General features: G+C 54.5%; 12 protein-coding genes. 3 read left to right on the top strand and 9 right to left on the bottom strand.

Annotated elements, in window-relative coordinates; genetic code table 11:
* Positions 1–54: 54 nt before the first annotated feature.
* Both CCE92_RS05240 and CCE92_RS05235 read right to left on the bottom strand, forming a co-directional pair.
* Positions 55–1,941 carry a copper resistance protein CopC gene (locus CCE92_RS05240; RefSeq protein ID WP_088006476.1) on the bottom strand — a complete coding sequence of 629 codons (1,887 nt, stop codon included), beginning with the start codon at positions 1,939–1,941 and terminating at the stop codon, positions 55–57.
* 29 nt (positions 1,942–1,970) lie between these two features.
* The gene (locus CCE92_RS05235; RefSeq protein ID WP_088006475.1) at positions 1,971–2,984 is read right to left on the bottom strand and encodes a F510_1955 family glycosylhydrolase; all 1,014 of its coding nucleotides are present in this window, start codon (positions 2,982–2,984) and stop codon (positions 1,971–1,973) included.
* Positions 2,985–3,245: 261 nt separating this feature from the next.
* On the opposite strand from CCE92_RS05235, the gene CCE92_RS05230 reads away from it, so the two are divergent.
* Positions 3,246–3,575: a four-helix bundle copper-binding protein gene (locus tag CCE92_RS05230; protein ID WP_088006474.1), complete on the top strand. Its 330-nt coding sequence runs from the start codon at positions 3,246–3,248 to the stop codon at positions 3,573–3,575.
* A gap of 60 nt (positions 3,576–3,635) precedes the next feature.
* Here the strand turns inward: CCE92_RS05230 and CCE92_RS05225 are convergent, their stop codons facing one another.
* From CCE92_RS05225 to CCE92_RS05205, 5 genes are all read right to left on the bottom strand, one after another.
* Positions 3,636–6,059, bottom strand: a complete 2,424-nt coding sequence (locus CCE92_RS05225; protein ID WP_088006473.1) for a heavy metal translocating P-type ATPase — start codon at positions 6,057–6,059, stop codon at positions 3,636–3,638.
* An 81-nt stretch (positions 6,060–6,140) separates the two neighbouring features.
* The gene (copZ, locus tag CCE92_RS05220; RefSeq protein WP_088006472.1) at positions 6,141–6,344 is read right to left on the bottom strand and encodes a copper chaperone CopZ; all 204 of its coding nucleotides are present in this window, start codon (positions 6,342–6,344) and stop codon (positions 6,141–6,143) included.
* A 48-nt stretch (positions 6,345–6,392) separates the two neighbouring features.
* Positions 6,393–6,674 carry a metal-sensitive transcriptional regulator gene (locus tag CCE92_RS05215; RefSeq protein WP_088006471.1) on the bottom strand — a complete coding sequence of 94 codons (282 nt, stop codon included), beginning with the start codon at positions 6,672–6,674 and terminating at the stop codon, positions 6,393–6,395.
* A 69-nt stretch (positions 6,675–6,743) separates the two neighbouring features.
* Positions 6,744–7,643, bottom strand: a complete 900-nt coding sequence (locus CCE92_RS05210; RefSeq protein WP_088006470.1) for a cation diffusion facilitator family transporter — start codon at positions 7,641–7,643, stop codon at positions 6,744–6,746.
* Between the two features lie 16 nt (positions 7,644–7,659).
* Positions 7,660–8,151, bottom strand: a complete 492-nt coding sequence (locus tag CCE92_RS05205; protein WP_088006469.1) for a hypothetical protein — start codon at positions 8,149–8,151, stop codon at positions 7,660–7,662.
* Between the two features lie 130 nt (positions 8,152–8,281).
* Here CCE92_RS05205 and CCE92_RS05200 point away from each other — a divergent pair, with 130 nt between their 5' ends.
* Positions 8,282–8,665, top strand: a complete 384-nt coding sequence (locus CCE92_RS05200; RefSeq protein ID WP_088006468.1) for an ArsR/SmtB family transcription factor — start codon at positions 8,282–8,284, stop codon at positions 8,663–8,665.
* Positions 8,643–10,751, top strand: a complete 2,109-nt coding sequence (locus tag CCE92_RS05195) for a heavy metal translocating P-type ATPase (protein WP_088006467.1) — start codon at positions 8,643–8,645, stop codon at positions 10,749–10,751. The genes CCE92_RS05200 and CCE92_RS05195 overlap by 23 nt, the downstream gene beginning before the upstream one ends.
* 60 nt (positions 10,752–10,811) lie before the next feature.
* Here the strand turns inward: CCE92_RS05195 and CCE92_RS05190 are convergent, their stop codons facing one another.
* Both CCE92_RS05190 and CCE92_RS05185 read right to left on the bottom strand, forming a co-directional pair.
* Positions 10,812–11,408, bottom strand: coding sequence for a class I SAM-dependent methyltransferase (locus tag CCE92_RS05190; protein ID WP_088006466.1), 597 nt, complete (start codon positions 11,406–11,408; stop codon positions 10,812–10,814).
* Between the two features lie 77 nt (positions 11,409–11,485).
* Entirely contained in the window at positions 11,486–11,902 is a 417-nt protein-coding gene (locus CCE92_RS05185) for a VOC family protein (RefSeq protein WP_088006465.1), read from the bottom strand.
* Between the last annotated feature and the right edge of the window lie 152 nt (positions 11,903–12,054).

Here is a 12,054-nt window from a genome sequence, read left to right as displayed (position 1 = left end):
AAGGGCCGTACGTAAAAAAGACCGCCGGGTGAAGGCGGTCCTGCAGCTTGTTGCTTATTCCTCACTATATACATCTCCCGGAGCGGCCGCTTCCAGTCCGAACACGGTTTCACGGCCGTCCTCAGTCACGGCGGTCACCGTGAAGTAAGTCGTCCCCGCGCCGTGTAACAGGTCGCCTGTCACCCGGAATTCACCATCCCCTGTCCGGAATGCCTGGAATTCGTTTTCAAAATGGGGCGGCATGGTGACATTGACTGCCGCTTTTTCTACATAGCGGCCGCTGAATGACAGGACCAGTTCATTGAGTCCGACTTCGACCGGCTCCATTTCCGCCTGCAGCACGAGCCCTTCCTGTTCCGTCGTCTCCGGATACAGCCCCTGCTCCGCCGCTTTGGGCGTCGATACCACCAGGAGCGAGGCCGCCAGCAGAATGATGATGCCGTAGACCGTTTCCGCTTTCGCCCGGTTCCCGATCTGACCGGCGGCCCGTTCGGCATACCGGCGGATCGCTTTCCGCTGAATGAAACCGACGATCAGGACCAGGAACGTGAACCCGATCTTGATCGCGACCGCCAGACCCCAGTCGCTGCCGAGAAAGCTCTCAATCGAGAAGGAAGGCACAAAAGTGCCTGCCATATAAAGACCGGTCAGGATGACGGTCCCAATACTGATAAGAGCACACTTGGAAAAGCGCAGAAGTACGCCTTCAGGCACTTCCCCCTTTCTGAATTTTTTTAAAAAGAGGATCAGACCGAGCAGTCCGCCAAACCAGATCCCAGCCGACAAGAGATGCAGCGCGCTTACTGCCGCTGATATGGCGCCGCCGTACTTTGGGTAAATGGCATGTCCGGATACGAGCGGCACGAGAAGAAGGGCTGCAGCCGCCAACACGGGACCGGCTCTGCGCCAAGAAATGGCCACTGCCAAAAGGATCAGCTGGAGGAGCGGCACCCAGACGAATTTTAAGCCGCCGAAGGCCGGCAAGGACAGATCCGGCAGTTCCGATTTCTGTACAGCCAGCACGGTAAAAATACCGGCTGCCGTTAGAATAAAAAGTATTATGGCCGCCGCCCCCCGCTTTTCTGATACTGGAGAACGGCTGATCGAAGTCCGGAAAAACAGCAAACCGAAAATTGCAAGGAGACCTGTAAACCAAAGCCAATAACCGGCCTGTTTGATTCCAGCATTGCCGAACAAGTCGAAGGCCGTCTCATCGATTCCGTCTTCGGATTGAATGGCCGTATAGACTTCCGACGCAAAGTAAAAAGAACCCATAGTATCCGGAACCGGGGTTTCCGGATCAGTCGGCCGTGCATGCCAAATGACTTGGTAGGTGCCCTTTTCCAGATCATCAGGCAGCCCGATCACTACCCGTGCAGGATCGGCCGGATCCGTAACCGCATCTCCCGTTATGGCGACGGGCTGTTCCCTATCATCGAAGACACCGACTGCGGTCAGCGTAACCGGCTGGTTGAACCGGAGTTCGATTTCCTCCGGTGCAGCGTCTGTGATGGTTCCGGCCGCCGGCGAATGGCTGATCAGTTCAAGCGGCTGGCCGGCGGATTCCGTCTCTTGTTCCGCCACACGGAAAGATAATTTCTCTTCCATGACGTAACCATCCGGTGTCACGACACTGACGGTGGCCGTATAAGATCCCGGTGCAAGCGGCTGGCCGATTTGTGCAATGACTTTACTCGGATCCCTCTCATCCAGCGAAGTCCCTGCCAGCCGGATCTCTTCTCCGCCGCTGCTTGTCAGGACCACCGAACCGGGGTGGAGCGTCACCGGATCCCGGAAGTGGAATTCAAGTACTTCAGGGCTTTCCGACACCGTCTCATTCGCTGCCGGAATCGTCTCTTCCAGTGAGGAATGGGCAGAGACCGCAGCCGCCGGCACCGCTAAAAGCAGGACAAGGAGGATCACCTTCCGAATATCTACCATTATATAAACTTCCTCCTTTATTAAAAGGATCAGCGGATGTTCAGCGCGATTCCACGATCTGCGATCTGCATCCACGATGCTCCCGCATCTTCCGTCATAAATATATTCTTCGCTGACGTTGCAAAAAACAAACGCTCGTCGTCCGCAGCCAAATAAGTGATCTTGCTTGCAGAATCGGGTTTCGGAATATGAAGAATCACTTGTTTCCCTGAATCGGGATGGTAGGACATGATGATCGGATCTTTTTCCGTACTGGCTGCCAGCAGGCGCCCGTCTGCTGTGAACGCCACTGCGGTTGTCGGCATGTCGCTCACCGTCTCGAAGCTTTTACCAAAATTCTCTGACAGGAAAAGGCCTTTATCCGTTCCGATGGCCACCACTCCGCCATCTTCGGGATGAGCGGCAATCGATGTCAGCCGGCCGGCCAGCCCTTCCGCCTGGCTCTGTGTCCATGTAGCCGAATCATCTTCGGAATAAAAGACGCCGGCATAATCCATCCGTGTATTGGGCTGCGGATTCACCACATATAAAGTATGGGAATGATAGCCTGCAGCCATCAAGTGGATATCGACTTCGCCGAACAAATCCAACAAAGCGAGTGATTCACCATGATCTGTCGAACGGACGATACCGAACGGGTCGGCCAATTCCGTTTCGGCCGCCGGATGGCCGCTGCTGTAGAACCCATCATCTACCATGGAAAATCCCATATAATCGTGCGGAGCACCTGCCCCTTTGGACCACCTGCCATTCCGGAAAATCTTCAGTCCTCGGTGCGATGGTACGTAAACCGCCTCATCTTCAGCTGCGATGCCCAAGCCGTGGATATGGGTAAATTTAAACCCGCTTTCTTCTGTGATCGGCGTCTCAACTGCCGGAATTTGCTTCTCTTTTTTTGTATCAGCAAACGCGACAGCCGAATCCGCCATCTCTGCTGTCTCCGCTTTTTCAGCAGGTTTCCCGGCGGCAGACTGCCCGTCTGTTTCCGAACAGCCGGCTGCAGCCGATACGGCCAGGAGAAAGATCAGCAGCTTTTTCTTCATTGGAATTGCCCCCTCTGTATCACTGCAAAATTGCAGATATCATACATCTTTAATTGACCACCCCCTATCATAACCGATGACCGTGCAAAAAGGGAGTCCCCATTCGACTATTCTGTGTCAGGAGATTAGCTGGGTGCTGTATTTCTCAGTCTTGCATGAAATTCCGCTCCGCTGCCTTCGCCTCGTTGTTTATTTCTTGATTGAGAAGGGGAAAACAAAAAGTGAATCTTTTCCAAAAACAAAATGAATGGAGGAATGGAAATGACACAGCACCATCAAGAGCTGATCCAGGCGCTTCACGACTGTGCAGCGGCATGCAACTATTGCTTTGATCAATGCCTGAAGGAAGACAATGTTAAAATGATGGCGGAATGCATCCGGCTTGATCGCGAATGTGCGGATACATGCGCTTTCACCGAACAGGCAGCCATGCGCGATTCGAGCCATCTTCCGCAGCTGGCAAAATTCTGTGCGGATGTATGCGAAGCATGCGGAGACGAGTGTGAAAAACATGCGGACAAACATGAACATTGCAGACGCTGTGCCGAAGCTTGCCGGAAATGCGCCGAAGCCTGCAGAAACGTTGCCTGATACGGAAGTAAGCAAAAAAGGCCCCTGGAACGCGCCTTGCGTTCCGGGGGCCTTTCGCTGTTACGGCGTTTTCGATAAATCCGTCCGCTGAAGCCGCAGGGCATTCAAGACGACAGAGACGGAACTGAACGCCATGGCTGCTCCGGCGACCCAAGGGGCGAGCAGTCCGATGGCTGCGACCGGAATGCCGATCGTGTTGTAGAAAAACGCGAAGAACAGATTCTGCTTGATGTTGCGCATTGTTTTCCGGCTCATGATCACCGCATCCGCCGCACTGTTCAAATCGCCCCGCATAAGCGTGACATCCGCCGCTTCGATTGCGATGTCCGTCCCGGTTCCGACCGCCATGCCGATGTCAGCGGTCGCAAGTGCAGGCGCATCATTGATCCCGTCGCCCACCATGGCGACTTTCCGCCCTTCCGCCTGCAGTTTTTTCACCTGTTCGCTCTTTTCCTCGGGGAGAACTTCAGCTATCACTTGCTCGATGCCGACTTGTTCGGCGATCGCTCTTGCTGTCCGGGTGTTATCGCCAGTCAGCATGATGACATCGAGGCCCAGCCGCTGCATGCGGGCAATCGCTTCTTTGGAAGTTTCCTTTACGGTGTCTGCCACCGCCACGACCCCTGCCGCCTTCCCATCGACCGCAACGAGCATGGCGGTCTTACCGGCGTTCTCCAATTCGCTCATCATGCCCTCGGTTCCTTCACTGCTGATGGATTCCTGGGCAAGCAATTTCCGGGTGCCGGCGATGATTTCTCTGCCACCGACCGTGGCGCGGATTCCAAAACCCGGAAGCGCTTCGAACGCTTCCGGCTTGCCGACAGGAAGGCCTTGCTGTCTGACGCCGTCCACGATTGCCTGAGCAAGCGGATGCTCGGAAGCACTTTCCGCCGCCCCGATCAGCCGCAGCACTTCTTCTTCCGTAAAACCAGGCGCTGCATACACATCCGTCATCGCCGGTTCGCCTTTTGTGACCGTTCCGGTCTTATCGAGCACGACCGTATCGATGGACTGTGTATTTTCCAAATGTTCCCCGCCTTTGAACAGCAGCCCCATTTCAGCTGCACGGCCGGAACCCGCCATGATGGACGTCGGCGTTGCCAAACCGAGGGCGCACGGACATGCAATGACCAGGATGGAAATGGTCGGGATGAGCGCTGAACGGAAATCACCCGGTGTCACGATGAAGAACCATACAAGGAACGTCAGCAGCGCGATCCCGACGACGACCGGCACGAACACTCCGGAGATCCGGTCGGCCAGACGCTGGATATCCGCCTTAGAACCTTGAGCCTCTTCCACGACTTTGACAATCTGGGCGAGCGCTGTGTCTTTCCCTACTTTTACAGCTTTCAGCGTCAGTGTTCCGTTTTTATTGATTGTCGCCCCGATCACTGTATCGCCGGCCGCTTTATCTGCCGGGACGCTTTCGCCTGTCAGCATGGATTCATCGACCGCCGACCGGCCTTCCAGGACTTCCGCGTCCACCGGAATCTTCTCTCCCGGTTTCACTAAAAGGATGTCGCCGGCCGCGACCTGTTCGACCGGTATTTCGGTCTCTTCCCCATCACGCAGCACACGCGCCGTTTTTGGCTGCAGTCCGAGCAGTTTTTGGATCGCCTGGCTCGTCTTTCCCTTCGCGCGTGCTTCGAACAATTTTCCGAGAACGATCAGCGTGATAATGACAGCCGACGCCTCGTAGTACAGTTCCGCCATGCCGTCACTTCCGGCGAGTGCCCATTCCACTGTCAAATAAAGACTGTAGAAGAACGCGGCGCTGGTGCCGAGCGCGACCAGGACATCCATATTCGCGCTTTTATTCCGCAGGGCATTATAAGCGCCCCGGTAAAATTGGGCTCCGACGATGAACTGGACCGGCGCAGCAAGCGCGAGCTGAACCCAAGGATTCAGAAGAAACATCGGCACGTAGAGGAAGGACAGAATGTCGAAATGACTGACCATCGTCCAGACAAGCGGCAGGGTCAGCACGAGCGACAGCACGAACTTCCGGGTCTGCTTACGGATCTCCTGCGCTTTATGATCCAGCTTTTCCTCATTTTCCTGTTTCGGCACGAGACCATAACCCAACTTTTTCACGACAGCGATCATATCATCCGCTGTCGTCTCGCTGTCGTCGTAACGGACAGTCATCGTTTCAAGCGCCAAGTTGACGTTCGCTCCCGATACGCCATCCATTTTGCCGACACGTTTTTCAATGCGGTTCGCGCATGCCGCACAAGTCATCCCCGACACATCGAACTCCGCGGTCTGTTCCACCACTCCGTAACCGAGCTTTTCAACTTTCTGTTTAACGTCCGCTTCACTCGTCTTCTCGGGATCATATACGATCGTCGACCGTTCCAGTGCCAGGTTGACATTCGCCTTTTCGACGCCTTCCATCCGGGATAAGCCCTTTTCAATCCGGTTCGCACACGCAGCACACGTCATTCCGCTGATCTGAAGCGTCTTCTCTTTCGTCGCCATTTCCCTTCCCTCCGATACGCTGTAGGGGTATAAAATTTACCAAGAAAAGGCCATACCTCCACGGTAAGGCCCGACACCGGTTCAGACTACATCGTAGCCCTGGTCTTCGATCGCTTCTTTGATTTGTGATAAAGAGGTGAGGTTCTTGTCATAAGCGACAGCCACTTCCCCTTTGTCCAAGTCGACTTTCACATTCGATACACCGGAAAGTTCCCCGACACTTGTTTCAACCGCATTGACACAGTGACCGCAGGACATGCCTTGTACTTTCAAAGTTTCATTCATTTCCTATTCCTCCTGTTTGATCGGGATTGGTGATTTTGAAATGCCTTCTCACCTTTTTGTCATGGTTTTCATGACATCCATCAATTCATCGATGGCTTCTTCTCCGTTGCCTTCCCGGACCGCGCGGGATACGCAATGGTGCGCGTGGTCCTCGAGAAGCGCAAGCGATACTTTATTCATCGCAGACTGGATTGCACTGATCTGATGCAGGATATCGACACAATAACGGTCATTTTCCACCATTTGGTGGACGCCCCGCACTTGTCCCTCAATCCGCCTGAGGCGGTTCAGCAGCTGCTGCTTGTTCGGCTGGACAGTCATTTTTTCCATTGCGCCACTCCCTTGCTTTTATACCTCATAGGGGTATACTAACACGGCACATCGGACCTGTCAACGGAATCAGACCGGCAAATCCGTATGCTGGAATCTTTTTTTCTCCACTTGAATGGTAGTGTGTTCTATCTTGAATTCACTTCTCATGATTCCGACAGCCTCTTCCAATACGCGCTGCTCATCGGCATCCGGTATGACGAGCAGATGGCACGTAAACGAGTCGATGCCTGACGTCACTGTCCAGACGTGCAGATCATGGACATCTTCAACGCCGCTGATGCCGCCCAAAAGCCGGGTGATTTCCTCCGGATCGATGGTCGCCGGCGCCCCTTCCATCAGGATATTCACGCTTTCCCATAATACCCCCCAGGCGCTTCTCAGAATGAGAAGCGAAACGAGAACCGAAATGATCGGGTCGGCGATATACCACTCGAGCGTGATCATCAGGATACCGGCGACAATCGCACCGACCGAGCCGAGCGCATCACCCAAAATGTGTAGATACGCACTTTTCAGGTTAATGTTGTCCTTCACGTCCGATTTCCGCTGCAATGACCACGCACTCAGCAGGTTCGCCGCCAAACCGATGGCTGCTATCCCGAGCATCGCCGCACCGGCGACTTCCGGCGGTTCGGAAAGCCGTTCGAATGCCTCATAAATAATAAAACCGGCCATGATGAACAGCGTCACGCCGTTGAACAGCGCCGCAAGGATTTCAAAACGGTAATAGCCGTACGTTTTATTCGGCGAGGCGGCTCTTCCGGCGAACCAGATGGCTGCCAGGCTGAGCGCGATGGAACTGGCATCCGACAGCATATGGCCGCTGTCCGACAGAAGGGCCAAGCTATTGGTGAAAAGACCGCCGAAAAATTCGAGGACCATGATTCCCACTGTAATGGCCAGCGCAATCGTCAGCCCTTTCCGGTTCGCTTCCCGCTGTGTTCCGTGATGGTGGTGTCCGCTCATTCTTGTCAGCTCCTTTTTAAAGCAGAATATGCAGGGATGCGATCAATATGAAAACGAATGCGGTGTATCTGTGATGACGCCGCCGTTTACCCGACGATTTCTGTTTCCTTCGGTATCCGGTCCAGAGAAGCGGGACGAGGGCACCGACTGCCAGGAACCCTGACGCCGACTTGCCGGAGATGGACACCTGCAGGACCATCCCCGCTGCATGCCAAAGAACCAGGGCGGCTCCGGTGACGGCGAACGCGATATGGAACCGGATGTAGACTCTTGTGAACACGACGAGTTTCCTGTGTCCGCGCCCCCTCGGGAACTTGCGGACCGCCACAAGAAACCCATAAAGAATGAATGCAAAAAACAAATAAACTGCACCTGTCCGGCCGGCTGCGGCGAGCCTTGAAAAGCCGGCTTCCATGTTCAGGAGGATAACTGTGACAGGAAGTGCGCTGAGCGTCAGCACAATGAGGAACGATTGCTTCAATGTCAGCGAAAAAAGCCGATTTTTCATACGCCCGCCCCCTTATCCGACAGTTTCCCTTGAAATTTTGAATAAAACCATATTCTAACCGGCATTTGATTATTCCGGCTTTCTTGATTATACTATAGTCAAACACCCATTTGAATGAAAGGAGGCGGTCATGATGCCGAAAGACAGCTGCGATGTCACTTGTTTTAATGAAAAGACAGTAGCTAAAGTCCAGGAAAAATCAGCACAGCAGGACATTGAAGGAGCCGCAAGGATTTTCAAAGTGCTCGGAGATGAAAACCGGGCAAAAATCGTTTTTGCGCTCTGTGAAGAAAAGGAATTGTGCGTCTGTGATGTCGCCAGCATCATCGGATCCTCCGTCGCCACGGCTTCCCATCATCTCCGCGCGCTCAAATCGATGGGGCTGGCGAAGTATCGGAAAGAAGGAAAACTCGCCTTTTATTCACTGGATGACGACCATGTGCGGCAGCTCATGATCATTGCGCTCGCCCACCGGGAGGAGGTGCTATCCGATGACCATGCAGTCAGAGCATAAACAAGACCGGAACGTTTACCGCATTCAGGGGCTGTCCTGAGCGAATTGTGCCGCTCAGTTTGAGCGGAACGTGCAGAATCTGCCGGGGGTCCGGGATGCGAAAGTGAATTTCGGCGCCGCCAAAGTATCGGTCACCGGAACAGCCACAATTCCGGAGATCGAGAAAGCGGGCGCTTTTGAAAACCTAAAGATCCGTCCGGAACGCGAACGTGCGGAAGAACGCCAGGTACCGTTCTGGAAACAGGGTGACAACATCCGGGTCCTGATCGCCACATTGCTGCTTTTGGGAGCGCTTGCCGCCGGAAGCGACAGTATGCCCTCGATTTTCCTTTATGGACTTGCCATTGTCATTGGCGGATACAAGCTGTTCTGGAAAGGCGCAAAAAGCCTGATCAGACTGCAGTTCGATATGAATGTCCTCATGACTGTCGCGGTTCTTGGGGCTGCTGCTATCGGCGAATGGGGCGAAGGTGCGGTTGTCGTCATTCTGTTCGCTGTCAGTGAAGCGTTAGAAAATTATTCGATGGACAAAGCCCGCCAGTCGATCCGGTCCCTGATGGAGATTGCACCGAATGAAGCGCTTGTACGCCGGGGAAACAATGAAATCATCGTCCCTGTCAGTGAAATCGAAATCGGCGATATCATGATCGTGAAGCCGGGGCAGAAACTGGCGATGGACGGAACGGTCATCAGGGGCGCTTCCTCAGTCAATCAGGCGGCGATCACCGGGGAATCCGTCCCTGTCGCCAAGATGACGGACGATGATGTATTCGCCGGGACGCTGAACGGTGAAGGGCTTTTGGAAGTGAAAGTGACCAAACTCGCTGAAGACACGACCATCGCCAAAATCATCCATCTCGTCGAAGAAGCACAGGCGGAGCGCGCTCCTTCGCAGGCGTTCGTCGACAAGTTCGCCCGGTATTACACGCCTGCGATCATTGTCTTCGCTATTGCGCTCACAATCCTGCCGCCGCTCGCATTCGGAGCGGATTGGAGCGAATGGATTTACCGCGGACTCACTGTCCTGGTGGTCGGCTGTCCATGCGCGCTTGTCGTATCGACGCCTGTCGCCATCGTCACAGCTATCGGCAACGCCGCGAAACATGGCGTGCTTGTGAAAGGCGGCGTCTATCTGGAAGAAACAGCAGCGCTGAATGCGGTAGCTTTCGATAAGACCGGGACCCTTACGAAAGGAATCCCTGCAGTGACGGACCTGATCGGCCTAGGCGCCAAATCGGATCTGGAAGCCCTTCGCCTCGCTGCGGCTCTGGAGCGCGGCTCCGGCCATCCGCTCGCTTCCGCTGTCCTGAAAAAAGCGGCGGAAAACGGACTGTTGCTCCCTGAAGTCAGCGATTTCACGTCCCTGACCGGCCGCGGCGTCAAAGGACGGATCCATGGTGAAACCTATACGATCGGAAGCCCCGTCTATTTCGGGGATCGAATCCCTTCCGGAACAGATGATCAGATCCGCCGGTTCCAGCAAAGCGGCAAAACGGTCATGGTGCTCGGAACGGAAACAGCCCTCGTAGCCCTGATTGCAGTCGCCGATGAAGTTCGGGAAACGTCGAGGAAAACGGTACAAGCCCTTCATGAGCTCGGGATAACCCGGACGGTCATGCTGACGGGCGATAACCGGGCGACGGCTGAAGCCATCGGCCGATCCATCGGCGTCCATGAAGTCCAGGCGGAACTTATGCCGGAAGATAAACTGCAATTCGTCAAACAGCTCCGCTCGGAAAATTCGAAGGTCGCCATGGTCGGGGACGGCGTCAATGACGCGCCGGCACTTGCAGCCTCGACGGTCGGCATCGCGATGGGCGGCGCCGGCACGGATACCGCGCTTGAAACGGCGGATATCGCGCTGATGGCGGATGATTTGGAGAAACTGCCGTTCACCATCAAGCTCAGCAAAAAAGCGCTTCAGATCATCAAGCAGAACGTCTCGTTTTCGCTCGGCATCAAACTGCTGGCACTGCTGCTTGTGATTCCGGGGTGGCTGACGCTCTGGATGGCCATTTTCGCCGATATGGGCGCCACACTCCTGGTGACGCTGAACGGACTGCGGCTTCTAAGAGTGAAAGAATAGGACCAGAGCAGAACGCCCTGGTCCTTTTTTTAATTCCGAAAAGCTTCCTGCCCTTGCCGGTCATGCCGGCTTTTTACACCGGATGACCAGGAACAGGCCGCTGTAATATTCCTCGACTTCTTTTATTTCCAGTCTGGATTCCCGGATAAGACTCAGTGTGTCCCGGTTCAGGTGACAGCCATCCGCTACCCGTTTCCAACCGGGCGTCAGTATATCCTGCAGTTTCCCGAGCACCGGCTGATCGAGCCGGACATGTTCCCAGAACAGCACTTCGCCTCCCGGCCTGCAGACCCGCTCGATTTCACGCAGTGCAAGAGACGGATAAGGAATGGTGCAGAAGACGAGTGCCGCTGTGACGGAATCAAAGGACTGATCAGGGAATGGCAGGTCTTCCGCCCGGGCGGCATGCAAGCGGATCGGTACGGGCGCATCCCGGGCGCGTTCAACCGATTGTCCCCTCATCGCCGGATCCGGTTCGATGGCATCCACCGATTCGACCGCTTCCGTATAGTAAGGGAAATTCAATCCGGTACCCGAACCGATATCGAGGACCTTTCCTTTCGCTTTTCGGATCAGATTTTTCCTGATCCGGCCGAAGCGGCTGTTCTCAAGCGGCTGCATCACCGGATCATATACCGCTGAAAAAAACTTCCCCATTTCTTCCTCTCCTTCAATTTTAAATCGGGATACGGAATGAGACACAGCTGTCATCCGGCTGTGTCTCGTTCCGTCCGCTATTCCACCGGCAGCTCCGGCTCTTCCATGTAAGCCACTTCCCATAAATGCCCGTCCAGGTCCTGGAAACTCCAGCCGTACATGAACCCGTGGTCCATTTGCTCATTTGAAGGCATGGCGCCGGCTTTGAAGGCATTATTGACCAAATCATCAACCGCTTCCCGGCTTTCCGCCGACAGCGACATGATGACTTCTGTGGATGTTGTGCTGTCTGTCACATTCTTTTTCGTGAATGTGCTGAAAAACGCTTCCTGCAGCAGCATCACGAAGGTACTGTCATTGATCACCATACAGGCTGCATTGCTGTCGGAAAAAGTCTCATTGAACTCAAACCCGAGTTTCTCAAAAAATGACCGGGACCGGTCCAGGTCCTTGACGGACATGTTTACAAACAACTGCCGTGCTTTTGTTGCCATATGTCCCCTCCTCATTTCATTTTTTCATTCACCTTTCCTTACTCCATTCGGCACTCCTGCCGATTTTTCCTGCCATCCTGTCTGAGCTGGGAGATTCTCGTGCGGATACCAGCAGCAACCAATAAAAAAAGCTGCCGCTCCGGACAACTTTC

The organism is Indiicoccus explosivorum (assembly GCF_002167005.1).
GTDB lineage: Bacteria > Bacillota > Bacilli > Bacillales_A > Planococcaceae > Indiicoccus > Indiicoccus explosivorum.
Note: the sequence above shows the minus strand (reverse complement) of the source record. Positions and strands in the feature narration are given on the sequence as shown.

What these genes read in the sequence shown, in the direction of transcription:
- CCE92_RS05240 (WP_088006476.1), bottom strand. Translation starts at nt 1,941, where the DNA reads ATGGTAGATATTCGGAAGGTGATCCTCCTTGTCCTGCTTTTAGCGGTG.
- CCE92_RS05235 (WP_088006475.1), bottom strand. Translation starts at nt 2,984, where the DNA reads ATGAAGAAAAAGCTGCTGATCTTTCTCCTGGCCGTATCGGCTGCAGCC.
- CCE92_RS05230 (WP_088006474.1), top strand. Translation starts at nt 3,246, where the DNA reads ATGACACAGCACCATCAAGAGCTGATCCAGGCGCTTCACGACTGTGCA.
- CCE92_RS05225 (WP_088006473.1), bottom strand. Translation starts at nt 6,059, where the DNA reads ATGGCGACGAAAGAGAAGACGCTTCAGATCAGCGGAATGACGTGTGCT.
- copZ (WP_088006472.1), bottom strand. Translation starts at nt 6,344, where the DNA reads ATGAATGAAACTTTGAAAGTACAAGGCATGTCCTGCGGTCACTGTGTC.
- CCE92_RS05215 (WP_088006471.1), bottom strand. Translation starts at nt 6,674, where the DNA reads ATGGAAAAAATGACTGTCCAGCCGAACAAGCAGCAGCTGCTGAACCGC.
- CCE92_RS05210 (WP_088006470.1), bottom strand. Translation starts at nt 7,643, where the DNA reads ATGAGCGGACACCACCATCACGGAACACAGCGGGAAGCGAACCGGAAA.
- CCE92_RS05205 (WP_088006469.1), bottom strand. Translation starts at nt 8,151, where the DNA reads ATGAAAAATCGGCTTTTTTCGCTGACATTGAAGCAATCGTTCCTCATT.
- CCE92_RS05200 (WP_088006468.1), top strand. Translation starts at nt 8,282, where the DNA reads ATGATGCCGAAAGACAGCTGCGATGTCACTTGTTTTAATGAAAAGACA.
- CCE92_RS05190 (WP_088006466.1), bottom strand. Translation starts at nt 11,408, where the DNA reads ATGGGGAAGTTTTTTTCAGCGGTATATGATCCGGTGATGCAGCCGCTT.
- CCE92_RS05185 (WP_088006465.1), bottom strand. Translation starts at nt 11,902, where the DNA reads ATGGCAACAAAAGCACGGCAGTTGTTTGTAAACATGTCCGTCAAGGAC.